We start from the raw sequence: 23,713 nt of genomic DNA, 5'->3' as shown, positions 1-23,713 counted from the left end.
CCGGTGACGATGCGGGCCCGACGGCCCGCTGAGGAGCCGGGCCCGCATTTTCGTCAGCCCGGGGTTGCCACTCCCCGGTGCTCGCGCAGCGCCTGGATCTCGCGCTCGAAATCGTCCGCGGACTCAAAGGACCGATACACCGAGGCGAACCGCAGGTACGCCACCTCGTCCAGGTCGCGCAGCGGCCCCAGAATGGCCAGGCCGACCTCATGGCTGGGGATCTCCGGCGAGCCCGCGGCACGCACGGTGTCTTCGACCTGCTGGGCCAGCAGATTCAGCGCGTCGTCATCGACCTGACGGCCCTGGCAAGCCCGGCGGACGCCGCTGATGACCTTCTCCCTGCTGAACGGTTCGGTGACGCCGCTGCGCTTCACCACCGCCAGGACGGCGGTCTCCACGGTGGTGAAACGTCGTCCGCACTCGGGACAGGATCGGCGGCGCCGGATGGCCTGCCCTTCATCGGTTTCGCGCGAGTCGATCACCCGGGAGTCGGGATGACGGCAGAACGGACAATGCATGACCGCTCCTTACACCGTGACGAGGTACCGCAGGACTCTGAGCGTACCCGCGCGCTGACCTGCACGGCTAATGGAGCCGCCCGGCCCACGGCCTCACCAGTCGCGTCCAGGGGACGCCGGTCCAGAGCCGCTTTCGCACACCGGTTGTCAGCCGACCGGGGCGATCAGCGCCTGACCCGCCAACAGGGTGGGCGAGTGCAAATCGTTGAGTTCACGGATGCGGTCGGCGACCTGAGTGGTCGGCGCGTCGGGCGCCACCCGGTGCGCGAACTCCTGAAGCGACTCCCCCGCGTCGACACGGACGACGGCGAGCCGGTCCGGGACGTGCGCCGCCGACGTCGTGGAGTCGCCGTTGAGCGCCTGGCCGACGTTCGCGACGAGACCCAGCCACAGCGTGATCGCCCCGGCGGCCAGTGCCAACCCGATGGTCGACGCCCAGGTGGCCGAACGCCTGCGGTGGGGAGCGACGGACATTGCCACCCCGGTGCCGTGGTAGCGCGTCGCCGCACCCGCCGGCCGCGCCGGCGCGGGCCTGCGGGGCCGGGTCAGGCCGTCCCGCCCATATCGACCACCCTGGACGGGTCCGTTGATCGGGCGCCGAAGACTGCTGGTACGCGGCGCAGGCGTGTGGATGACTGTCATCTTCGTTCCTCCGGTCAACTAACTCTCGCTCGTGTGTTCGACTCTAATCGCTTGTATGTTCGAAACCCGAACATTTGAGCGAAGCGTGTCGCACGAGCAAACGCTAGATCACACCACCGACAAACTTCGCCGGTCACTGTTGGGCATGCAGCTCAAATACCCGATATCCGCAAAAGTTACACACGTGTGATTCACCGGCTATAGGGTCTTGATCCACCAGCGGCAGGGACTTTCGGCCCTCATGCGCCCCGCGCGACACGCTACTCGAACACATGTTTGATTCTTGTTCGCGGTACCGCTACATTCAGTGCCATGGGCGACAGCAACGACATTTCATCGGCCGACCCCGACGGTCGGTTGCACTCCGTCGATACCTCGCTGACCGAACGGCAGCGCACCATTCTGAATGTCATCCGCGCCTCGGTCACCAGCCGCGGCTACCCGCCGAGCATCAGGGAGATCGGCGACGCCGTCGGTCTGACGTCGACGTCCTCGGTGGCCCACCAGCTGCGCACCCTGGAGCGCAAGGGGTACCTGCGCCGCGACCCGAACCGCCCGCGTGCGGTCGACGTCCGCGGGGCCGACGACGACGTGACGACGCCCGCCACCGAGGTGGCCGGGTCGGACGCCCTGCCGGAACCCACGTTTGTCCCTGTGCTCGGGCGCATCGCGGCCGGCGGCCCCATCCTCGCCGAAGAGGCCGTCGAAGATGTCTTTCCCCTGCCGCGCGAATTGGTCGGCGAGGGAACGCTTTTCCTGCTCAAGGTGGTCGGCGACTCGATGGTCGAGGCCGCGATCTGTGACGGCGACTGGGTGGTGGTGCGTCAGCAGAACGTCGCCGACAACGGCGACATCGTCGCGGCGATGCTCGACGGCGAGGCCACCGTCAAGACGTTCAAACGCGCCGGCGGTCAGGTGTGGCTGATGCCGCACAACCCGGCGTTCGACCCCATCCCCGGCAACGACGCGAGCTTGCTGGGCAAGGTTGTCACGGTCATCCGCAAGGTGTGACGCGCCAGGGCCGAGTCAGTCGGCCCTGGTGAAGCCGTTGGCCAAAGCGACCTCTTCGCTCGACAGCCAGATCTCGGCGAGCGTGTCCTGATACAGGTCGCTGCCCGGCGTGTAATACAGGCCGTAACGAGCGCTGGCCTTGATCGGGTACCCCTCGGGCGCCTGGTACGGGTCGTCGAGCGGCAGGTGAATCGTGGGGCGCCCGTCCGGGCCCGCCAAACCGCTTTCCGAGCCGTCCTCGTCGTCCGCGGCGTGCCGGCCGCCGCGTGCCGGTGTCCCGGCCGCGACCGCACCGGCGGCCACGGCCGCGGCCACGCCGGCTCCCGTCCCGGCGTCCGCGGGGGTCTCCTCCCGGGGCTCGACGTCCTGCTCCGGCGTTGCGAGCTCGAGGTATTCGTCCTCGGGCTCGGCGGTTTCCAGGGCGGCGGTCACCGCTTCGGTGTCCGGCGGGGTGTGGGGAACGGCGACGTCGGCATACTCGTCGTCGGCATACTCCGTGTCCGCGTAGCCGGCGTCGTATTCATCCGCGTCGACGTAAGCGGCGTCGTCGGCCGTCTCGGACTCGGCGACCTCGGGAACGGCGTCGGTGTAGTCGGTGTAGTCGGCTTCGGCATCGGCATAGTCGGCCTCCGACAGCATCTCCTCGGAGACGACCGGGATGGAGTCGGTGTCGATCGCGTCGGGATCATCGTCGGTGAACCCGTAATCACTCTCGGCCGGAGCCTGACGTTGCCAGCTGACCCGCGCGGCCTCCGGTTCCGGCTCGGGCTGCTGCGGCGCGCTCAGCCGGAGCGGCTCGGCGTCGAGGTCGGAATCGTCCCGCCCCCAGGGCCCTTCGGCGTCATAGCCGAAGTCCCCGCCGTGCTCGGGCGCGTAGCCGGCGGCCTCCTCGTGCCCGGGCCGGCGCCGGCGCCAGACGAACAGCACCCACACCAACACCACGAGCAGCGCCAGCACCGGAATCGCGGCCATCAGCCACCACCAGTGCCAGGTGAATTTCTTGGGATGCGCCGGCACGGCCGAAGTGCTCGGCTGATTCTGACCCGACACCTGCAGGCCCGACAGCAACGGCGCCAGGTTGGCCGGTTCCGTGCTGAACGTGTTCTTCGCACGGTTCCACGAAATCTTGCCGCCGGTGAACTGCTGCGAGATCACGTCGCCGTTCACGGCCTGGTCGCCGACCGGCGCACCCAGTTTGCCGGCGGGGGCGCGCAGCTTGTCCCACGCCGCCCTCATCGCCCCGCGCACGACGAACGCGCCGTGGTCGGAGGTCCAGAAGATGACCGGCTTGTCGGCGGCGGAGAAAGTGCAGATCCGGCTGGAGGGCCCGATGCCGCCGTCGGTTTCGTTGGTGGTGGGGAATCCCAGGTCGCTGCCGATCGGTCCGCCGAGCGACTCGTATTTGGCCAGGATGTCGCTCTCGACGGCGTTTGCGCCGGTGGCCGGGGTGAAGAACACCTTGCCGCCGGCGAAGTTCTGGGCGATGCCGTCGCCGCCGACGGGATATTGCCCGCCCTGCTTGGCGCCGAGCGGTCCGGTGGGTCCGCCGGCCGCGCGCCAGGCCGTGTTGATCGCCGCGGTGGGATCTATCGCCACCTGCAGGCCCTTCAACTGGTCGGCCAGCCCCGGAGGTTCGGTGGTGAACTGCTTCGTCTGCCGGTTCCACGACACCTGGCCGCCGCTGAATTTCTGCGAGGACACCTCGCCGGAGTAGGTTTCGTCGCCGACGGGCACCCCGAGCACCCCGCCGGAGCTGCCGAGCTTGTCCCAGGCGGTGTTGAGGGCGCCGCGCACCACGTGCGGGCCGTGCTCGGGCGTCCAGAAAATGACCGGCTTGTCGCTGGCCGAGAAGGTGATTACCCGGCTGTCCGGACCGGAGAGGCCGGGCACCTCGTTGATGGCCGGGAAGCCCAGATCGCTGCCCGCCGGCCCACCGAGCGACTCGTACTTGTCCAGGACGGGCCCGTAGGCGAATTTGGCCCCGGTGGCCGGGGTGAAGAACATCTTGCCGCCGTCGAAGTCCAGGGCGAAACCGTCGCCGACGGGGTAGACATCGCCCTTGCGGGCGCCCAGTGGCGACGTGTCACCGCCGGCCTTGTCCCATGCGGCCATCATCGCCGCCTCGGCGTCGCCGATCGGACTCGCTACCGCCGTGGGGGCCAGCAATACGGCGGCCAGTGCGGTGGTCGTCAAGCTGACCAGCGCGCTTCCGATCAGCCTGCGCATGTGACCTCTCTGCACCTTCACCAAGCCTCCCAGCCGGCGGATATGGCTCTATCTGCGGCTATGCCCTTACCTGCATAGCCGGCGAGCGGGCCGGGTGTGCGCGGGAAAGAGACCCGCACGCGATCAGCCTTATCGCCGGGCTCGCATAACTTTGCTCCAGCCAACAAGAAATGCGAACTCAAATTACAAATTTTACAAAAACGGATACCACACCGATGTCGAAATGATGCCGGGCCACGGCCCAATTGCGACCAACGGTGCCACCGTTCACCCGAGGTTGCGGGTGTCACAGAGAAAGGGGAGGGCAACGCGGGATCGGGGCGCGCCGCCGGACTGCCGACTCGCACAGCAGAATTGCGCCGGTCGCGGTGGCGCGGGGCGCGCACGCCGCCACCGGCGACGCGATCACGGGCCTGACTATGCGCGATGGCGCGGTCGGCACACCCGAAACACATGTGCCGACGGTACGTCAGCGGTCGACGCATTCACGCCCTACCCCGGCGCGACGGACCAATCACGCGCACCGGCCGGTTTGTCGCTCACCGGCAATAGCGCGGCGCCAGTCGACCGCCGAATGTCCGTCGCGCCCTGTGATTGCCGGACATTCCCGTGCCGTTGTCGCCCGCGGGCGTTAGCGGTCGCGGACCGCTGTCCAGCAAACGAAACGCTATACGCCGAGGCTGCGGCCGATGATTTCCTTCATGATCTCGGTCGTGCCGCCGTAGATCGTTTGCACCCGCGCATCCAAATAGGCACGGGCAACGGGGTATTCACGCATGTAGCCGTAGCCACCGTGCAGTTGCAGGCAGCGATCGATCAGGTGCACCTGCTTTTCGGTGCAGTACCACTTGGCCATCGCGGCCTGTTCGGCCGTGAGCTTGTGGTCCAGGTGCAGGCGAACGAACTCGTCGACCATCATCCGCACCACGGTCGCTTCCGTCGCCAGCTCGGCGAGCACGAAGCGGCTGTTCTGGAAGCTGCCGATCGGCTTGCCAAATGCCTTGCGTTCCTTGGTGTATTGCAGGGTCTGCTCGAGCACCTGCTCCATCGCCGCGGCCGCCATGATGGCGATCGAGATCCGTTCCTGCGGCAGGTTCTGCATCAGGTAGATGAAGCCCATACCCTCTTGGCCCAGCAGGTTTTCGGCCGGCACCTTGACGTCGGTGAACGACAGCTCGGCCGTGTCCTGCGCGTCGAGCCCGATCTTGTCCAAGTGGCGCCCGCGCTCGAAGCCCTCCATGCCCCGCTCGACGGCGAGCAGCGAGAAGCCCTGCGCACCCTTCTCCGGGTCGGTCTGCGCGACCACGATCACCAGGTCGGAGTTGATTCCGTTGGTGATGAACGTCTTTGATCCGTTGAGCACATAGTGGTCACCCTGCTTGACCGCGCGGGTCTTGATGCCCTGCAGGTCGCTGCCGGTTCCCGGCTCGGTCATCGCGATCGCCGTAATCAGCTCTCCCGTACAGAATTTCGGCAGCCAGCGCTGTTTCTGCTCCTCGGTGGTCAGGGCCAACAGGTAGGGCGCCACGATGTCGTTGTGCAGGCCGAAGCCGATGCCGCTGTAGCGGCCGGCCGTGGTCTCCTCGGTGATGATCGTGTTGTACCGGAAATCGGGGTTGCCGCCGCCCCCGTACTCCTCGGGCACCGCCATCCCCAAAAAGCCCTGCTTACCCGCCTCCAGCCAGACACCGCGGTCGACGATCTTCGCCTTCTCCCACTCGTCGTGGTACGGCGCGACGTGGCGCTCGAGGAAGCCCCGGTAGGACTCCCGGAACAGGTCGTGCTCTGACTCGAAAAGAGTGCGCTGGTATTTGATGGCGCTGCTCATGGAAGACCTCCGGCGGCTGGGATTTCTGCAGCCCAACATATACCAACCGGACGGTTGGTAGGCAGCTGGCGGGGGTCGGCTACCGTCGTGCTTCGCCGTCGCAAGCGGTCGTGCGCCGCACCGATCCCCCGGTTACGCGGCGCGAATGCCCGTTCAGCGAGCCGCGAACTCGCGCAGCCGACCGGCCAGGGCCACCGGGACCCGAGCCCTGATGCGGGTGCCCTCGGCGTTGTGCTCCTCCTGCTGGACTCGCCCATCGGCGTGCAGGCGGGCCACCAGATCGCCGCGGTGGTATGGGATCACCACATCGACGGCCGTGTCGGCGGGAACGGCGAGCTCGGCGATCCGGCGGCGCAGGGCATCGATACCGTCGCCGGTGCGCGCCGAGACGAACATGGCCCCGGGCAGGGCGTGACGAAGCTTGGCCAGCGTCAGATCGCTTGCGGCGTCGACCTTGTTCACCACCAACAGCTCGGGCGGCGGCGCACCGTCGTGGTCGGCCCCGTAATCGGCGAAGACTTCGGAGACCACCTGGCGGACCGCGTTGATCTGCGCCACGGGATTGACGTCGGAGCCGTCGACTACGTGGACCAACAGGTCGGCGTCGACGACCTCCTCCAGCGTGGAGCGGAAGGCCTCGACCAGCTGGGTGGGCAGGTGCCGGACGAACCCGACGGTGTCGGTGACCACGTACGGCCGGCCGTCCTCGAACTCGGCGCGCCGGGTGGTGGGTTCCAGGGTGGCGAACAACGCGTCCTGCACCAGCACCCCGGCCCCGGTCAGCGCGTTGAGCAGGCTCGACTTGCCGGCGTTGGTGTAGCCGACGATGGCGACCGAGGACAGGTCGCTGTGCAGCCGGCGGCTGCGCTGGGTGTCGCGGCCCTGCTTCATCTCTTTGATCTCGCGGCGCAGCTTGGACATGCGCTCGCGGATGCGCCGCCGGTCGGTCTCGATCTTGGTTTCACCGGGACCGCGCAGGCCCACGCCTCCCCCGCTACCGCCGGCCCGGCCACCGGCCTGCCGCGACATCGACTCACCCCAGCCGCGCAGCCGCGGCAGCATGTATTCCATCTGGGCCAGCGATACCTGCGCCTTGCCTTCCCGGCTGGTGGCGTGCTGGGCGAAGATGTCCAGGATCAGCGCGGTCCGGTCGATGACCTTGACTTTCACCGCCTTTTCCAGTGCGGTCAGCTGCGCCGGGGACAGCTCACCGTCGCAGATGACGGTGTCGGCGCCGGTCGCCAGCACCACTTCGCGCAGTTCCTGGGCTTTACCCGAGCCGATGTAGGTCGACGGGTCGGGCTTGTCGCGGCGCTGGATCAGCCCCTCGAGCACCTGCGAGCCCGCGGTCTCGGCCAGCGCGGCCAGCTCGGCCATGCTGGCTTCGCTGTCCGCGGCGGTGCCGTCGGTCCACACGCCCACCAGGACGACCCGCTCGAGCCGCAGCTGGCGGTATTCGACTTCGGAGACGTCGGTGAGTTCGGTGGAGAGACCGGCGACGCGGCGCAGCGCCGACCGGTCTTCGAGGGCGAGTTCGCCCGTGCTGGGCTCCGGGATTGCCGGAGCGTGGTCGCGAAATTCAGGTTCTGTCATAGGCAATACAAGATGATGCACGGCAAATCGGCGTCGTGCACCTGATTTAACGCTGCTGCTCGCGCCACCATTCCTCGCTGAGTTCTCCTTGGGCCACCAGCACCGACGGTCCGCGCAGGAAGCTGGTGGCGTCGGTGATGGTGACGACGACCTCGCCACCGGGCACGCACACGGTCAGGGTGCCGGTGGCCGCACCGGCGCCGGTCAGCGCGGCGACCGCGGCCGCGACCGTCCCGGTGCCGCACGAGCGTGTCTCGCCGACTCCGCGCTCGTGGACACGCATGTGCACCGTCCCGCCGGCCGGTGCGGTGAGAACCTCGACGTTCACCCCGTCCGGGAATTGGGCGGCATCGAAGCTCACCGGCCCGGCCACGTCCAGCGCCGCCAACGCCTCGACGGTCAGGCGCGGGTCGACACAGGCCAGGTGGGGGTTGCCCACATCGACGGCCAGGCCGGAAAACCGCCGGCCCCCGACGACGGCGTCACCGGGGCCCAGCGTGTTGGCCTTGCCCATGTCGACGCTGACGTCGGCGGTGGTCGCGTCGACGCGATGCACGGCGACCGGCCGCGGACCGGCCAGCGACCCGACCACGAATTCGTCGCGGGACTCCATGCCGCTGACCCGCAAGTAGTGCGCGAAGACCCGCACGCCGTTGCCGCACATCTGGGCGACGGACCCGTCGGCGTTGCGGTAATCCATGTACCAGTCGTCGGCGGCCACACCGTCGGGCGCCCGGTCGAGCACGCCGGCCGCCAGCGCCGCACCGGCGGTGGTCACCCGCAGCACCCCGTCGGCGCCCAGGCCGCGCCGCCGGTCGCAGAGCGCGGCCACCGCCGGCTCGGTCAGACACAGCTCGGCCTGCGGGTCCGGCAGCACCACGAAGTCGTTCTGGGTGCCGTGGCCCTTTGCGAAATGCACCTGCTCAGGATACGTGGCGCCACGCCCGCACGGCGGCGTCGACGACGTCGGCGCCCTCGGCCGGGGTCGCCGCGCCGACGTCGAGCCACTGCACGCGGTGATCGCGGCGGAACCAGGACCGCTGGCGTCGCACATAGCGCCGGGTGCCGAAGAACGTCTGCTCGTGGGCGTCCCGCAGCTGCTCGGCGCTGGGGCCCGCCGGACCGCCCGCGTCCAGCGCCGCGAGCACCTGCGCATAGCCCAGCGCGCGCGAGGCGGTGACGCCGTCACGCAAGCCCTTGTCCAGCAGCGCGATCACCTCACCGACCAGACCCTGCTCGAACATCGCGTCGGTGCGCCGGGCCAGCCGCTCATCGAGAATGGTTGTGTCGCAGTCCAATCCGACGATGGCGGTGTCCCACCTCGGGGCGCCGATCTGTGGTGCGGACGCGGCGAACGGCTGCCCGGTCAGCTCGACCACCTCCAGGGCACGCACCGTGCGCCGGGCGTCGGTGGGCAGGATGGATGCGGCCGCGGCGGGATCGCGACGGGCCAGTTCGGCGTGCAGCTCGCCCACCCCGATCTCGGCGAGTCGACGCTCCCAGCGTGCGCGCACCGCGGGATCGGTGGCGGGAAACGACCAGTCGTCGAGCAGCGACTGGATGTAGAGCATGGAGCCGCCCACGATGATCGGCAGCGCCCCCCGGGCCGCGATCGCTTCGACGTCGGCCGCGGCGGCGCCCTGGTAGCGGGCGACGGTCGCGGTCTCGGTGACCTCGAGGACGTCGAGCTGGTGATGCGGGATGCCGCGGCGGGCCTCGACGGGCAGCTTGGCGGTGCCGATGTCCATGCCGCGGTAGAGCTGCATCGCGTCGGCGTTGACGATCTCGGCGCGGACGCCGAGCCGTTCGACCCGTTCGGCGACGTCGAGGGCCAGCTGCGACTTGCCGGTGCCGGTGGGACCGATGATCGCCAGGGGCCGCACGGCGTCCGTCACGGCTGCCAGGCGCCGGCGAAGTAGCCCACCCCGTAGGGCGCTCCGCGGTACAGCTCCTTGGCCGATCGGGGTCCGGGTCCGGCCAACCCGGCCAGCACCTGAAATGCGACCCGCCCCAGGATCTGGTGTGGCAGGTGGCTCAGCGCGGCGACATCGCCGCCGGCCAGCGCGTCGTCCAGGGCCTCCTGGGCGGCGGCGTTGTCCGGGTCGTATCCGCCCGGCGCGGACGGTGTCAGGGTGTTAGCGCCGTCGGCCACCACCAGCACCCCGACCGGCTCGGGCAGTCGATCGATCTCGGCGCGCAGGTGTCCGCCGCGGCGCAGCGCGGCACCGGCCACGTGGTCGGCGCGGTAGACCCGGACCTGGGCGCTGGCGTCCGGCTGTGCCTGGCCGCGCACCCAGCCGGCCAGCAGCGCGCAGACGGGGAGTGCGGCCGGCGCCGCGGCCTCGTCCGCCTGCGGGGAGAACCGGACGCGGACGTCAGCACCGAAACCCGCGAAGGTGCCCACCACGTCCGGACCGAACACCTGGTCGGCGGAGCCCGTGCCGATCACCACCCAGCGTTCGGGCAGCAGTGCGGCCGCGGCGATGGTGGCCGCGGCCAGGTCGGCCACCTCGGCGGCGGCCGCTCCGGCCAGTTCGGGCACGAGGACCGGTGCCGACGGGACGATCGCAATGGCGCTCAGCACGCCACCAAACTAACCCGGCGGCCCGGCGCTGGTTCGGTGTGCTCGGCGCCCGCGCGCCGGAAGTCACCGGGGGAAGCTGTCCGCCACAGCCAGGCGGCCGCTGAAGGGGCCGAAGTCGTCGTCTTCGGTTATTTCTTGGGCCGGTATTTCTCGCGGGGCACCACCCGGCCCCTGCTCGGCCTGGTCGATCGTGGCGGCCTCGCCGCGGGCCAGCGCTATCGTCGCGACGATGACCACGGCCACCGCCCCGATCAGTACAAACGCCTCGGGGCCGGTGGCGTTCAGCGTCTCACCCAGCACCAGAACCCCGAGCAGGCCGGCGACCACCGGCTTGGCCACCGTCATCGTCGGCAGGGATGCGGTCAGCCCGCCGGCCCGGAACGCCGATTGCTGGAAGATCATCCCGCACAGGGCCACCAGGATCCACGGCACGAACTCCGGCGAGGTCAGCACGGCCACCGGGCCGTACTCGGACATCTCGACGACGCCCTTGGTCAGCACCGCGAACAGCGCCAGCGAGGATCCCGCCACCACGGCGAGCAGCACGGCCGAGAACGGGCTGCCGGCCCGCAGCCGTGCCACCGCCACGCAGGCCACCAGCAGCGGCACGATGATCACGGCCACGACCATCCAGGTTCGCAGCGGCGCGCGCTGATGACCGGCCGCCGGGTCACCGACGATGATGACCACCGCCAGCGCGGCGGCCAGTATGAGCGCCCACATCCACTCGCGGGGCTTGACCCGGTGATGAGCGAGCCGCGCGTAGATGGGCAGGGCGAACAGCAACGCGGTCACCTGCAATGCGGTCACCAGCACCACCGAGCCCCAGGCCAGGGCGGCGGCCTGCAGGCTGTAGTTGGTGATCGCGGCCAGGCCGCCCAGCCACCACCGGGTGTCCCGCAGCGACATGCGGAACAGTTCCAGGTGGCCCACTGGCCGGTCGGTGATCTCGTGCGCGGATCGCTGGCGGATCACATCGCCGACAGCCGATGCCAGCGCGGCGCACACCGCGAGTAACGCTGCGACATCAACCTTCGACATAACGACCCCTCCGCCTCACGCCCGTTCGACCCAGCTTTCCCCGCGGCGCAAGCAAATACACGCACAATTTGCGTTCAGTTCAACTACAAATCTATGACGTTGCACACGTTGCCAATAGCGCCGCTGGTAACCGTTCAAGTACTACGGCAGCAACCTATGTAACGCGTGGGATAACTCTAAGAGAAGTACACACAGCTAGCTGGGGGCGCTGGCGAAGCCCGTCGCGGCCAGCATCTTCCACGTCGGCCACCGCGCTCACTGAGATCAGCGTCACAACCCCGTCCGATCGACCACCGCGCCGCCGGCCTCGGCTACCGATGCGGGCCCACCGCGGGCCGGGCCGACCCCGACGCGGCGACGCGGCGACGCGCCGGTGCTCGTCCGCGCGGACACCGCAACGGCGCCGCCCGGCCGCCGGACCGGTTGGGAATAGCAAGGTGGCGGAGCAAGCTGCTTGAATACTGTTAAAGCAGCTGTTGGCACAACCCGGCCCCGGGGCGTCCGGCAGCGGCAGGAGACGGTGCCGCTTCGCGCGGCAGGCGCGCGGGACACGGACCGCGCGGAGGGCTGGAAAGGGTAGTGACGAGCGCATGACGGCTGACGAGCCTCGCGACGATTCAGCTCGGCCCGCGCCGCGTCCGGGACCGCGGCCCGGTCCCCGGCCGACACCGCGGCCCACCACCGCTCACCCGCTGGTGATGCCGCCGCCCAGCGATCCGCACCAGTTCGGGCGCGTCGACGACGATGGCACCGTATGGCTGATCAGCGCGGCCGGCGAGCGCATCATCGGCTCCTGGCAGGCCGGCGATCGTGAAGCCGCGTTCGCCCATTTCGGCCGGCGCTTCGATGACCTGGCCACCGAGGTCACGCTCATGGAGGAGCGCCTGACGTCCGGGACCGGTGACGCGCGCAAGATCAAGGGGCACGCGGCCGAGCTGGCCGAAGCGTTGCCGACGGCCGCCGTCCTGGGCGATGTCGACGCGCTCGCGGGCCGGTTGACCAGCATCGCCGAACACGCCGAGGCGGCCGTCGCCGCGGAGCGCTCCCGGCGCGACGAACATCGGGCCACCCAGACCGCGCGCAAGGAGGCGCTGGCCGCAGAGGCCGAGGACTTGGCCGCCAACTCGACGCAATGGAAGGCGGCCGGCGACCGCTTCCGCGCGATCCTCGATGAGTGGAAGACGATCAGCGGTGTGGACCGCAAGGTCGACGACGCACTGTGGAAGCGCTACTCCGCGGCCCGCGAGGCGTTCAACCGGCGGCGGGGCGCCCATTTCGCCGAGTTGGACCGGGAGCGATCGGGCATCCGGCAAGCCAAGGAACGCCTGTGCGAGCGGGCCGAAGCGTTGTCCGACTCGACCGACTGGGCCGCGACCAGCGCGGAATTCCGCAAGCTACTCACCGAGTGGAAGGCGGCCGGACGGGCGACCAGGGAGGTCGATGACGCCCTGTGGCGGCGTTTCAAGGCGGCCCAGGACGTGTTCTTCACCGCGCGCAACGCGGTGACGGCGGAAAAGGACGCGGAGTTCCACGCCAACGCGACCGCCAAGGAGGCGCTGCTTGCCGAGGCGGAGAAGCTGGACACCAGCAACCACGACGCCGCCCGCGCGGCGCTGCGCTCGATCACCGAGAAGTGGGATGCGATCGGCAAGGTCCCGCGCGAGCGGTCCGCCGAGTTGGAGCGCCGGCTGCGCGCGGTCGAGAAGAAGGTGCGCGACGCCGGCGACGTGGGCTGGTCGGACCCGCAGGCGCAGGCCCGGGCCGAGCAGTTCCAGGCCCGCGCCGAGCAATACGAACAGCAGGCTCAGAAGGCCGCGGCGGCGGGCCGGACCAAGGAAGCCGAAGAGGCCAAAGCCAACGCCGAGCAGTGGCGGCAGTGGGCGCAGGCGGCCGTCGACGCCCTGACCCGCAAGCCCTAGCCGGATCCCTTGGCGGCGCCCGGCTCGTCGGGGGTGTCCTGCGCGGGCGGGGCGTCCAGGCCGTCCAGCAGCGTGACCGACTGCTGGGCCGCCGCGACGCGGCGACGCTGCTCCTCGGCGGCGAGTTGCACGATGGTGCGCGACCAGACCACGCGGGCCCAGTGGTAGGTGAGTGCGAGCACGGTGAGCCAGGCGACGATCAGGCCCCAGCCCGGCCCCGGGTGCCCGGCCGCGACGGTCTGGCGTGACCAGATTGCCAGCATGCCCGCGGCGCCCGCAATGGCCGTCCCCGCCAACGCAATCCAGGCCAGCGCCCAGCGCCGCGTCACCAACGCCAGCATCGAGAACCCCACGCCGAACACCAGCGCCAGCCAGGCGAACACCCGCGACGGCAGGGCGACGGCGGCCGCGCCCGCGCCGTGGCTGCCGAACAGCACGTCCCAGCCGCGGACGTTGCCGGTGTGGGGCAGGATGAACGACGCGAGCAGGACGAACACCAGGATGGACACGAAGAAGGCCCGGGGGCCGGGATCGATGCCGCGTGCCACCCGGCGTTCGGCGGCCTCGATCTCGGTGCGCAGGGCGCCGAGTTGTACGTCGTCGTTGTTGATCTCTTTTTTCACAGCGCACATCCAAGGGGTTCGGCCGGGCCGGCGGGCGGCCCGACGGCGGGCATGCCAAGACCGATGCCACGCGGGCGCTGCCCGGCGGCCTGCGCATCACCCGCCCGGGTGCGGCGATGGGTGACGATGCCCGCGTCGGCGATGAGGTGGTGGGGTGCGGCCCCGGTGAGCACCGTGGTCACGATGTCCCCGGGCCTGACTTGATCGTTCGCGGCGAAGTGCACCAGCCTGCCGTCGCGGGCCCGCCCGGTCATCCGCGCCGTGCGGTTGTCCTTGCGGCCTTCACCCGTGGCGACCAGCAGTTCGACCGGCTGTCCGATCAGGGCCTGATTGCCCTCCAGCGAGATCGCCTCCTGCAGTTCGACGAGCCGCTCATAGCGTTCCTGCACAACGGCTTTCGGTATCTGCCCGTCGAGTTCGGCGGCCGGCGTGCCGGGCCGCTTGGAGTACTGGAAGGTGAACGCGGCGGAGAAGCGGGCCTGGCGAACCACGTCCAGCGTGGCGGCGAAGTCCTCTTCGGTCTCACCGGGGAATCCGACGATCAGGTCGGTGGTGATGGCGGCGTGCGGCATGGCGGCCCGGACCCGGTCGATGATGCCGAGGTAGCGCTCGGCGCGATAGGACCGCCGCATCGCGCGCAGCACCCGGTCGGATCCGGATTGCAGCGGCATGTGCAGGGCGGGGCAGACATTGGGCGTCTGCGCCATGGCCTCGATGACGTCGTCGGTGAATTCGGCCGGATGCGGTGAGGTGAAACGCACACGTTCCAGCCCGTCGATGTCGCCGCAGGCCCGCAGCAGCCGGGCGAAGGCGCCACGGTCGCGGGGCAGCGCCGGGTCGGCGAAGGACACCCCGTAGGCGTTGACGTTCTGGCCCAGCAGCGTGACCTCGAGCACGCCGTCGTCCACCAGCGACCGGACTTCGGCCAGGATGTCGTCCGGGCTGCGGTCAACCTCTTTGCCCCGCAGCGACGGGACGATGCAGAACGTACAGCTGTTGTTGCATCCAACTGAGATGGAAACCCAAGCGGCATAAGCGGATTCGCGTGCGCTGGGCAGTGACGACGGGAACTCCTGCAGCGCCTCGGCGATTTCCACCTGGGCGACCTTGTTGTGCCGGGCGCGCTCCAGCAGCGCGGGCAGCGATCCGATGTTGTGGGTGCCGAAGATGACGTCGACCCAGGGCGCCTTGCGCAGCAACGAGTCCCGGTCTTTTTGGGCCAGGCAGCCACCGACGGCGATCTGCATCTCGGGATTACCGCGCTTGCGTGGGGCCAGGTGGCTGAGGTTGCCGTACAGCTTGTTGTCGGCGTTCTCCCGGACGGCGCAGGTGTTGAACACCACCACGTCGGCGTCGGCACCCTCGATTGCCCGCCGGTAGCCGGCCGCCTCCAGCAGGCCCGCCAACCGCTCGGAATCGTGCACGTTCATCTGGCAGCCGTAGGTGCGCACCTGGTAGGTACGCGCCCCCGAAACATCTCGGGCCACCATCGAAGTCACGGGGCCATGGTACGGCGAGCGGGGCCCACCGGATTAACCCGCAGCTAGCAGGGTCGCCGCCGGGCGGACTAGACCCGGCGGCGGTCCCGCTCGGCGGCCAACTCGGCGAAAACGACCTCGCACGCCATGTTCTGGCTATAGCCCCGGCGCGCCAGCATCCCCACCAGCCTGCGGGTCACCCGCGCGTCGTCGTCGTTGAGCGTCTCCCGACGCAGCTTGGACCGGACCAACTGCTCGGCCCGGTCCCGCTCGGCGCCGGCGTCGATCCCGGCGAGCGTCGCGGTGATCACGTCGTTGTCGACGCCCTTGGTGTGCAGCTCGGCGGCCAACGCACGCTTGCTCTTGCCGGCGTGCGCCCGGCGGGACTGCACCCACTGCTGGGCGAAGTCGGCGTCGTCGATCAAGCCGACGGTGGCCAGCCGGTCCAGCACCCGCTCACTGACATCGTCGGGATAGCCGCGTTTGGCCAGCCGGCCGTGCAGCTCTGCCCGGGTGCGCGCTCTCGCGGTGAGCAGGCGCAGGCACAGCGCTCGCGCCTGCTCCTCGCGGGAGGGCTCAGAAGTCGACGGGGGCGGGCAGGACGCCGTCATCGGACAAGTCATCGGTCACGACCGCGCCAATGCCGAGCTTTTCCTTGATCTTCTTCTCGATCTCGTTGGCGACTTCGTCGTTTTCCTTCAGGAAGGTGCGGGCGTTCTCCTTGCCCTGGCCGAGCTGCTCGCCCTCATAGGTGAACCAGGAGCCGGACTTGCGGATGAAGCCCTGCTCCACCCCCATGTCGATCAGCGAGCCTTCCCGGCTGACCCCCTGGCCGTAGAGGATGTCGAACTCGGCCTGCTTGAAGGGCGGCGCCACCTTGTTCTTGACGATCTTGACCCGGGTGCGGTTGCCGACCGCGTTGGTGCCGTCCTTGAGCGTCTCGATCCGGCGCACGTCCATGCGCACCGACGCGTAGAACTTCAAAGCCTTTCCACCCGTGGTGGTTTCGGGGCTGCCGAACATCACCCCGATCTTCTCGCGCAGCTGGTTGATGAAGATCGCGGTGGTGCCCGAATTGTTCAGCGCGCCAGTCATTTTCCGCAGGGCCTGGCTCATCAGCCGGGCCTGCAGCCCGACGTGGCTGTCGCCCATCTCGCCTTCGAGCTCGGCGCGCGGAACCAGCGCGGCCACCGAGTCGATGACCAGGATGTCCAGGGCGCCGGAGCGGATCAGCATGTCGGCGATCTCGAGGGCCTGCTCCCCCGTGTCGGGCTGGCTGACCAGCAGGGAATCGGTGTCCACGCCGAGCTTCTTGGCGTACTCCGGGTCCAGAGCGTGCTCGGCGTCGATGAAGGCGGCGACGCCGCCGGCGGCCTGGGCGTTGGCCACCGCGTGCAGGGCGACGGTGGTCTTACCCGAGGATTCCGGGCCGTAGATCTCCACGACCCGGCCGCGGGGCAGCCCGCCGATGCCCAGGGCCACGTCCAGCGCGATGGATCCGGTCGGGATGATCGAGATCGGCTGCCGCGTCTCGTCGCCGAGACGCATCACCGAGCCTTTGCCGTAGCTCTTTTCGATCTGGGCCATCGCCAGTTCGAGAGCCTTCTCGCGGTCGGGGGCTTGCGCCATGGTGTCTCTCCTATAGTCGGTGTTCGTCTGACCGGTATCGGTCGGTTGGCGGTGACACTAGAGAAGGCCACCGACAAGTTGACTGGCCGAACGCCCACCACAGTAGCCGAACAGGTGTTCGATTCAAGTTCGACACGCCGCGAAATGCCAACATCGCGAAAGGCCGGTCCTCAGAACAGATGGACATCTCCGCGGAGCTGTCGGAAATATCGTCCTACGGCGGATTCTTCGCGGTGACCGTCGGCGGCGACCCCGCCGGATGGCATCCGGTCGGCCGGTCCTACGACACCGGCTACACCGATCTGATCGAGGCCACCGTCGCGCGTTATCGCACGTCGGAGCGCCGGATCGGGGCGTCCCTGGTTCAGCTCGGCCACGCCGCCCGGCTGTGGTCCCCCGTCCTGGCCTGCGCCCTGGGACACGGCGTCGTCCCGGACCTGACGCACCTGCAGCGGGCCGACGACGGGGCACAACTGCGGCTGCCCGAACCCGTCGGAGACCCGGTCGAGCGCGACTCGTCGTTGCCGGAGCAGCTGTACCGGGTCGTCGTGCGGCAGCACATGGAACCGCTCGCGGCCGGATTGCGAGTCAAGGTGGCACCCGACCTGCTGGCGGGCAACATCGCGTCCGCCCTCGCCGGAACCGCGCGGGCGTTGCTCGCGATGCGGCCCGACCTACGCGAGCCGATCGTCGCGCTCACCGGTTCGCTGCTGAACACCGGCGCGCTCGCCGGCACGATGACCGGCATCGGTCTCGGATTCCGGCGGCGCAGCTGTTGCCTGCTCTACCGAACACCCGCCGGAGCCAAGTGCGGGGACTGCGGGCTGTGACGCGCCGGCGAGCTCACCACTGATCCCGAGGCACGTCGAAGTCCACACATAACGCGCGCCAGACGTCGCGGGGCTCGATGCCCGCCTCGATGGCTTGGGCGGCCGTGCGTCCGTCGAAGCCGGTCAGCACGTGATCCACCAGGACCGAGGACCCGTAGGTGGTGCCGAAGCGCAGGACCACCCGTTCGTGAAACTCCGTTAGCCGCACGTCAGCCAACATACCCAGACCGCATGGATCGGACACCGGAGCGGGCCGCCCGCCTATCGCCAGCTGGCCGGCAGATCGATGATGTGATTGGGGCAGTCCTCTTGAACCGCAATGGACATCACGTCGCGCGCGCGTTGGGCCGACATGGTGGCGCGCAACTGCATGAAGGCGTATTCGGCCGGCGCGAGTCCCTGTTGGGCGGCGGCCGGATCGTCCATCAACTGGCATGCCTGCTGTTCCTCGGGGCTGTCGGCGTGCGCGACTGCCGCACCGGCCAGCGAGCCCGCCAGCACGGCGCCGGCGGCGATTGTCGTCCTGATCCTCATCGGGTCCCTCCCGCCGAAGCATAAGGGCGCGCAGCGGATCATCCGGCCACCGCCAGCGCGTCGCGGCACACCCGGACCGGATCGGCGACGTCGGCGATGCCGGCGGCCGCCGCCTGCGCCGCCGCCCGGTAGCGGGGCGACGACAGCACCTCGTTGACCGCGGCCACCAGGGCGTCGCGGTTCAGCGGCCGGATCAGCCGCGCGCTGCCCTGGCGCAGCACCCGGTTGGCGATCTCCCATTGGTCGCCGCCGCCGGGAACCACCACCAGCGGCACCCCGGCCAGCAGCGTCTTGGCCACCATGCCGTGGCCGCCGCCGCAGATCACCACATCGGCGTGCGCCAGCAGCTCGTCCTGACGTCCCAGCCCGACGGCCGCCCACGGCGGCACCGTCAGTTCCGGTCCGTCCAGCCGCGACACCAGCAGGCGCGACCCCGCCGGCAGGGTCTCCCCCGGTGTCAAACACCCCAGCGCGACTTCGGCCAGACCTCCGGTCCCGATCAGCGCGGTCGACGGCGCGATGACCACCACCGGCCCGGAACCGGCCGGGACCTCGAGGATCCGATCGGTCGGTTCGAAGTGCAACGGCCCGACCACGACGGCCTCGGCGGGCCAGTCCGGGCGGGGCACTTCCAGCGCGGGCAGCGTCGCGATCAGCCGCCGCAGCGGCCCCGGATCGCGCGCGGGCAGGCCGATCTCGACTCGGGAGTTCGCCCGCTGCTGCAGGCCCGCGCGCCAGGACCGCGCCGTCAGCGCGCGCATCGTGGCATCGCGCAGCCGGCCCCGGATGCCGGTGCCCGGCGCCAGGCCGCTGCCTATCGGCGGCAATCCCTTCGACGGCAGGTACAGCGGATGCGGATTGAGTTCGATCCACGGAATGCCCAACAGCTCGGCGGCCATACCGCCGCCGGCGGTGATGACGTCGGACACCACCAGGTCGGGCGCCAGTTCGCGCAGCGCGGGCACGTTGAGCACGGCCATCCGCGCGGCGCGGCGGTGGATCCTGGCTCCGGCGTCGACGTCGTCGTCGGTGGCCGCCAGCCCGTCCAGGGCGACCGCGTCGATGCCCGCGCCGCGGGCGGTGTCAAGCCATTCGGCCCCGGTGAAAAGCGTGGGCTCATCGCCGGCTTCGGCGAAGCGCCGGCACAGCGCGATCGCCGGGAACGAGTGCCCGGGATCTGGCCCGGCGACCACGGCGACGCGCATCGTGCTTACCCTGCCACAGCGCCCGGTTGCCACGCGCCTACGCTGGCAAGATGACCGAGCTGACTGGGACAACCGTTGCGAACACCCGCACGGTCGAAGGATTCCTGAACGCGCTGCAAGACGCGGATTACGAGGCCGCGGACGCCGCGCTGGCCGACGATCTCGTCTACGAAAACGTCGGCCTGCCCACGATCCATGGCCGGGCCAGGGCCATGAAGCTGTTTCGCCGGATGGAGGGCCGCGCCGCCTTCGAGGTGAAGATCCATCGCATCGCGTCCGACGGCGGCGCGGTGCTCACCGAACGCACCGACGCGCTGATCTTCGGCCCGCTGCGGCTGCAGTTCTGGGTGTGCGGCGTATTCGAAGTCCACAACGGGCGAATCACGTTGTGGCGGGACTACTTCGACTTTTTCGACATGCTCAAGGCCACCGCGCGGGGTCTGGCGGCGCTGGTGGTGCCGTCGCTGAAAGCGACGTTGTAGGGCCGGGGCCGGGGTGGGCGCGGAGACCGGGCGGCTAGCCGGTCCCGCGCAGTCCGCCGAGCTCGTCGAACGCCTGCGCCCAACCGACCAGGCGATCCGTCGCCCCGGCCAGCTCGGCGCGGTAGTGCTGCGACGCGGCCGATCCGTCGCCGTTCGCCGAGGACACCAATTGCGCTGCCGCGGTGACCATTTCGTTGTATTGGCGAACGCCGGCGCTGAGCTGCGCGGTGAACGCGTTGATGGTGGGCACCAGATACGACCGCGATTCCTCGCTGGCCTGCGCCGCCCGCTCCATTGACACCACCTGCGCGGCGGTGGACGCCATGGCGGCCGACGTCCTGGTGGCGGCGGCGGTGACATCGCGGATCTCGGCCGTCGGCAACATCGCACCCCGCTCGATCACGGCCACCAACGAAGAAAATCCGCGCTCCGAGGCGCCCAGCGCGTACATCGCGGGGCGCGCCGCCGAGCCCGGGGGCGGCAGCCTGCGCACGTTGGTGGTCCGGGGCGCCGGCAGTGGCTCGGACCGCAGCCAGCGATAGCGAAGCAGCAACAACGTCGCCGGGATCGCCATGAAAACCGAGACGCCCCCGGTGATTTCCAGCAGCAGCGCGAACCAGCCCCAGGCCGCGAGCAGCATCGTCACCGCGGCCCAGAACACACACCCGGCGCTGAAAATCAGGCCCCAGCGCAGTGCGCGTCGACGGCGGCGCAGCTGACGTGCGCGGGGATCCGCGGCCGCGCTGATCCTGCGGGCCACCAGGTCGGAAAGGTCGGCTGCGGTCGCCAGTCCCCGGTGCAACAATGCGCGCCACGGGCCGGGCTGCGTCGCTTTCACCGCCATGACACTCGGGCTACTGACCAAGCGGCTTCTCGGTGACCGAGCCGCCGGCGCCCTCCGCGGACGCGGGCGTGGCCGGGGTGGTCCCGGCGGCCGGCGTCGCGCCGGTCGGCAGGGCCTCGCCGCGCATCGAGGCGCGGATCTGTTCCAGCCGGGAGTGTCCGGCCATCTGCACCCCGGCCTGCTCGACCTCGAGCATCCTGCCCTGCACCGAACCCTGTGCGAGCTCGGCGGCCCCGATCGCGTTGGCGTACCGTCGCTCGATCTTGTCGCGCACCTCGTCCAGGCTGGGGACGTTGCCCGGGGCGGCGAGATCGCTCATCGATCGCAGCGAGGCGCTCACCTGCTCCTGCATCTTGGCCTGCTCGAGCTGGCTGAGCAGCTTGGTGCGCTCGGCGATCTTCTGCTGCAACACCATGGCGTTCTGCTCGACGGCCTTCTTGGCCTGCGCGGCCGCGCTGAGCGCCTGGTCGTGCAGGGTTTTCAGGTCTTCGACGCTCTGCTCGGCGGTCACCAGCTGCGCGGCGAACGCCTCGGCGGCGTTGTTGTACTCGGTGGCCTTGGCGGCGTCGCCCGACGCGGTGGCCTGGTCGGCCAGCGTCAGCGCCTGACGCACGTTGACCTGCAGCTTTTCGATATCGGCGAGCTGACGGTTAAGCCGCATCTCCAGTTGGCGCTGGTTGCCGATGACCTGCGCGGCCTGTTGGGTCAGCGCCTGATGCGTGCGCTGCGCTTCCTCGATGGCCTGCTGAATCTGCACTTTGGGGTCGGCGTGCTCGTCGATCTTGGCGTTGAACAGCGCCGCAAGGTACTTCCACGCCTTGACGAACGGATTGGCCATGAGTTAGCTCCACCTTCGCTTCTTGAGGATCCGGATGGTCCCCGGACGGGCCTGAACGGGCTCGGCGCCTGTGGCTCAATTTAGTGGGTCGGCGCCGATCGCCCCACCCCTTACGCGGGATCGGTCCCCGATGCTCAGGCCAGCGCCAACGACGCCACCGGCGGGATGACGACCTTGATGCTGGTGCCGCTCCCCCCGTCCGCGGGCGCGCCGACGGCGGCCCGCTCCTCGCTGGCCATCCGCTCGCCGGCGTAAGTGAGAACCGACGATAGCGGGACGTCCAGCGCATCGCAGATCGCGTTCAGCAGCTCGCTGGAGGGCTCCTTGCGGCCGCGCTCCACCTCGGACAGGTATCCGAGGCTGACCCGCGCCGAATCGGACACCTCGCGCAGCGTCCGCCCCTGTGTCGTGCGGGCCTCGCGCAGCACGTCGCCGATGACCTCGCGCACCAATGGCGGCATCCCGCCCTCCTTCGTCCAGTCGGCCCTGCGCGGCACGAACTCAGCTTGCCTCCGGCAGGTGCTCACTAGGTGAACGCCGCCGGCGGTGGTCTGGTTCCCGTTCGGTCTCGGCGGAATCAGCCGGGCGTGCGGCGTACTTCCCGGACGGTCGACACCACGTAGTCGACACCGGTGATCACCGTCAGCACGACCGCGACGCCCATCACGACGGCCGCGAAAACCCGGAACGGCCCGGCCAGCGGCAGCACGAACAACCCGATGGCCAGCACCTGCACGACGGTCTTGAGTTTGCCGCCCCAGCTGGCCGGTATGACGCCGCGGCGGATGACGGCCAACCGGAGCACGGTGACCGCGACTTCGCGGGCCAGGATCAGCAAGGTGACCCACCACGGCAGCTCACCGAGCATCGAGAGGCCGATCAGCGCCGACCCCACCAGCGTCTTGTCCGCGATCGGATCGACGAACGCGCCGAATTCGGTCGCCATGCCGTAGTTGCGGGCCAGCAGGCCGTCCAGCCGATCGGTGATGCAGGCGGCCGCGAAAATGACGAAAGCCACCACGCGGAAGCCGGTTTCGTGGCCGTCGCCGGCGAACAGGGCGAGCAGGAAGATCGGCACCAGCACCAGCCGCAGCAGAGTCAGCGTATTGGCGAGATTGGCGATGTTTGCGCGGCCTGCCACCGGACCCGTCTGCGGCTGCCCCGACACCGCAACAGAATAACGGTTGACCAGCGCAGCCGTCCGGGATGTCGATACTGTTACCCGTGACCCAAAGTCCGCAGCGCCATCGGCCGCTGGTTCGGCGCGCGCGAACGTCCGACGTTCCGGCCATCAAGCATCTGGTCGACACCTACGCGGGGAAGATCCTGCTGGAGAAGAACCTCGTGACGCTTTACGAGGCCGTCCAGGAGTTCTGGGTGGCCGAGCACGAGGGTCAGGTGATCGGTTGCGGCGCGCTGCACGTGATGTGGTCCGACCTCGGTGAGGTTCGTACGGTCGCGGTCAACCCGGCGATGACCGGCCACGGCATCGGCCACGCGATCGTGGATCGGCTGCTCGAGGTCGCCCGCGAACTGCAGTTGAAGCGGCTGTTCGTGCTGACGTTCGAAACCGAGTTCTTCGCCCGGCACGGGTTCACCGAGATCGAGGGCACGCCGGTCACCGCCGAGGTGTTCGAGGAGATGTGCCGCTCCTACGACATCGGTGTCGCCGAATTCCTGGACCTCAGCTACGTCAAGCCGAACATTCTGGGCAATTCGCGGATGCTGCTGAGGTTGTAGCGGCGATCGCAAGCGCGGCGAAGCCGGGCGCGGCGGGTCGCCGCCATCGGTTGTAGCGGCGATCGCAAGCGCGGCGCAGCCGGGCGCGGCGGGTCGCCGCCATCGCCGCCATCGGGCTAGACGCGCCGAGCGTGAACTCATGGAGGGA

General features: G+C 69.6%; 25 protein-coding genes. 5 read left to right on the top strand and 20 right to left on the bottom strand.

Translation table 11 applies throughout. The features are described from left to right. Positions 1-53: 53 nt before the first annotated feature. Complete coding sequence (gene nrdR / locus A5688_RS19575) at positions 54-518, bottom strand: transcriptional regulator NrdR (RefSeq protein WP_067839848.1); 465 nt, start codon at positions 516-518, stop codon at positions 54-56. A gap of 147 nt (positions 519-665) precedes the next feature. Further along, positions 666-1,160 (bottom strand): hypothetical protein, encoded by a 495-nt coding sequence (locus tag A5688_RS19570; protein WP_067913007.1) that lies wholly within the window; start codon positions 1,158-1,160, stop codon positions 666-668. A gap of 312 nt (positions 1,161-1,472) precedes the next feature. On the opposite strand from A5688_RS19570, the gene lexA reads away from it, so the two are divergent. Beyond that, positions 1,473-2,171 carry a transcriptional repressor LexA gene (gene lexA, locus A5688_RS19565; RefSeq protein WP_067839842.1) on the top strand — a complete coding sequence of 233 codons (699 nt, stop codon included), beginning with the start codon at positions 1,473-1,475 and terminating at the stop codon, positions 2,169-2,171. A 15-nt stretch (positions 2,172-2,186) separates the two neighbouring features. On the opposite strand, the gene A5688_RS19560 is transcribed toward lexA, so the two are convergent. The 7 genes from A5688_RS19560 to A5688_RS19530 all read right to left on the bottom strand — a co-directional run bounded on the left by A5688_RS19560 (position 2,187) and on the right by A5688_RS19530 (position 11,443). Further along, on the bottom strand, positions 2,187-4,397 hold the full coding sequence (locus A5688_RS19560) for an LGFP repeat-containing protein (protein ID WP_067839839.1): 2,211 nt from the start codon (positions 4,395-4,397) through the stop codon (positions 2,187-2,189). Between the two features lie 667 nt (positions 4,398-5,064). After that, positions 5,065-6,225: an acyl-CoA dehydrogenase family protein gene (locus A5688_RS19555; protein ID WP_067839836.1), complete on the bottom strand. Its 1,161-nt coding sequence runs from the start codon at positions 6,223-6,225 to the stop codon at positions 5,065-5,067. 153 nt (positions 6,226-6,378) lie between these two features. Further along, positions 6,379-7,818: a GTPase HflX gene (gene hflX / locus A5688_RS19550; RefSeq protein WP_067913005.1), complete on the bottom strand. Its 1,440-nt coding sequence runs from the start codon at positions 7,816-7,818 to the stop codon at positions 6,379-6,381. A 46-nt stretch (positions 7,819-7,864) separates the two neighbouring features. Then, complete coding sequence (gene dapF / locus A5688_RS19545; RefSeq protein WP_067913001.1) at positions 7,865-8,737, bottom strand: diaminopimelate epimerase; 873 nt, start codon at positions 8,735-8,737, stop codon at positions 7,865-7,867. Between the two features lie 4 nt (positions 8,738-8,741). Continuing rightward, positions 8,742-9,701: a tRNA (adenosine(37)-N6)-dimethylallyltransferase MiaA gene (miaA, locus tag A5688_RS19540; protein ID WP_067913065.1), complete on the bottom strand. Its 960-nt coding sequence runs from the start codon at positions 9,699-9,701 to the stop codon at positions 8,742-8,744. 8 nt (positions 9,702-9,709) lie between these two features. Continuing rightward, the gene (locus tag A5688_RS19535) at positions 9,710-10,402 is read right to left on the bottom strand and encodes a hypothetical protein (RefSeq protein WP_067912998.1); all 693 of its coding nucleotides are present in this window, start codon (positions 10,400-10,402) and stop codon (positions 9,710-9,712) included. A gap of 63 nt (positions 10,403-10,465) precedes the next feature. Beyond that, positions 10,466-11,443: a DMT family transporter gene (locus tag A5688_RS19530; protein WP_067839823.1), complete on the bottom strand. Its 978-nt coding sequence runs from the start codon at positions 11,441-11,443 to the stop codon at positions 10,466-10,468. Positions 11,444-12,033: 590 nt separating this feature from the next. Here A5688_RS19530 and A5688_RS19525 point away from each other — a divergent pair. Beyond that, a complete protein-coding gene (locus A5688_RS19525) occupies positions 12,034-13,362 on the top strand; it encodes a DUF349 domain-containing protein (RefSeq protein WP_067912995.1) in 1,329 nt (442 codons plus the stop codon). Here A5688_RS19525 and A5688_RS19520 read toward each other — a convergent pair. The 4 genes from A5688_RS19520 to recA form a co-directional block, all read right to left on the bottom strand. After that, positions 13,359-13,994: an Rv2732c family membrane protein gene (locus A5688_RS19520; RefSeq protein ID WP_067912992.1), complete on the bottom strand. Its 636-nt coding sequence runs from the start codon at positions 13,992-13,994 to the stop codon at positions 13,359-13,361. The genes A5688_RS19525 and A5688_RS19520 overlap by 4 nt on opposite strands. Continuing rightward, positions 13,982-15,475: a tRNA (N6-isopentenyl adenosine(37)-C2)-methylthiotransferase MiaB gene (miaB, locus tag A5688_RS19515; RefSeq protein ID WP_067913062.1), complete on the bottom strand. Its 1,494-nt coding sequence runs from the start codon at positions 15,473-15,475 to the stop codon at positions 13,982-13,984. The genes A5688_RS19520 and miaB overlap by 13 nt, the downstream gene beginning before the upstream one ends. A 77-nt stretch (positions 15,476-15,552) precedes the next feature. Further along, the gene (recX, locus tag A5688_RS19510; protein ID WP_067912988.1) at positions 15,553-16,074 is read right to left on the bottom strand and encodes a recombination regulator RecX; all 522 of its coding nucleotides are present in this window, start codon (positions 16,072-16,074) and stop codon (positions 15,553-15,555) included. Then, a complete protein-coding gene (gene recA, locus A5688_RS19505) occupies positions 16,040-17,092 on the bottom strand; it encodes a recombinase RecA (RefSeq protein ID WP_067839811.1) in 1,053 nt (350 codons plus the stop codon). Before recA ends, recX begins: the two co-directional genes overlap by 35 nt. A gap of 179 nt (positions 17,093-17,271) precedes the next feature. On the opposite strand from recA, the gene A5688_RS19500 reads away from it, so the two are divergent. Beyond that, positions 17,272-17,922: a (2Fe-2S)-binding protein gene (locus tag A5688_RS19500; RefSeq protein WP_067839808.1), complete on the top strand. Its 651-nt coding sequence runs from the start codon at positions 17,272-17,274 to the stop codon at positions 17,920-17,922. 13 nt (positions 17,923-17,935) lie between these two features. Here the strand turns inward: A5688_RS19500 and A5688_RS19495 are convergent, their stop codons facing one another. From A5688_RS19495 to A5688_RS19485, 3 genes are read right to left on the bottom strand one after another with little or no spacing between them, the layout of a single operon-like run. Then, on the bottom strand, positions 17,936-18,130 hold the full coding sequence (locus tag A5688_RS19495; RefSeq protein ID WP_431602678.1) for a DUF3046 domain-containing protein: 195 nt from the start codon (positions 18,128-18,130) through the stop codon (positions 17,936-17,938). 53 nt (positions 18,131-18,183) lie between these two features. Next, positions 18,184-18,456, bottom strand: coding sequence for a hypothetical protein (locus A5688_RS19490; RefSeq protein ID WP_067839801.1), 273 nt, complete (start codon positions 18,454-18,456; stop codon positions 18,184-18,186). A 38-nt stretch (positions 18,457-18,494) separates the two neighbouring features. Further along, positions 18,495-19,661, bottom strand: coding sequence for a glycosyltransferase (locus tag A5688_RS19485; RefSeq protein WP_067912985.1), 1,167 nt, complete (start codon positions 19,659-19,661; stop codon positions 18,495-18,497). Positions 19,662-19,711: 50 nt separating this feature from the next. Here A5688_RS19485 and A5688_RS19480 point away from each other — a divergent pair, with 50 nt between their 5' ends. Next, entirely contained in the window at positions 19,712-20,143 is a 432-nt protein-coding gene (locus A5688_RS19480; RefSeq protein WP_067839795.1) for a limonene-1,2-epoxide hydrolase family protein, read from the top strand. Between the two features lie 34 nt (positions 20,144-20,177). Here the strand turns inward: A5688_RS19480 and pspM are convergent, their stop codons facing one another. The 4 genes from pspM to pgsA form a co-directional block, all read right to left on the bottom strand. Next, a complete protein-coding gene (gene pspM, locus A5688_RS19475; RefSeq protein WP_067839792.1) occupies positions 20,178-20,987 on the bottom strand; it encodes a phage shock envelope stress response protein PspM in 810 nt (269 codons plus the stop codon). A 10-nt stretch (positions 20,988-20,997) separates the two neighbouring features. Beyond that, positions 20,998-21,825 carry a phage shock protein PspA gene (gene pspA, locus A5688_RS19470; RefSeq protein WP_067839789.1) on the bottom strand — a complete coding sequence of 276 codons (828 nt, stop codon included), beginning with the start codon at positions 21,823-21,825 and terminating at the stop codon, positions 20,998-21,000. Positions 21,826-21,959: 134 nt separating this feature from the next. Further along, positions 21,960-22,286, bottom strand: coding sequence for a transcriptional regulator ClgR (clgR, locus tag A5688_RS19465; protein ID WP_067839786.1), 327 nt, complete (start codon positions 22,284-22,286; stop codon positions 21,960-21,962). Between the two features lie 116 nt (positions 22,287-22,402). After that, positions 22,403-22,993, bottom strand: coding sequence for a CDP-diacylglycerol--glycerol-3-phosphate 3-phosphatidyltransferase (gene pgsA, locus A5688_RS19460; protein WP_082955162.1), 591 nt, complete (start codon positions 22,991-22,993; stop codon positions 22,403-22,405). A 38-nt stretch (positions 22,994-23,031) separates the two neighbouring features. Between pgsA and A5688_RS19455 the strand changes: the two genes are divergently transcribed. Beyond that, a complete protein-coding gene (locus A5688_RS19455) occupies positions 23,032-23,565 on the top strand; it encodes an amino-acid N-acetyltransferase (RefSeq protein ID WP_067839780.1) in 534 nt (177 codons plus the stop codon). Positions 23,566-23,713: the final 148 nt, after the last annotated feature.

This window comes from Mycobacterium mantenii, assembly GCF_001667865.1.
GTDB classification, from domain to species: Bacteria; Actinomycetota; Actinomycetes; order Mycobacteriales; family Mycobacteriaceae; genus Mycobacterium; species Mycobacterium mantenii_A.
This window is presented reverse-complemented; position numbering and strand designations above follow the sequence as displayed.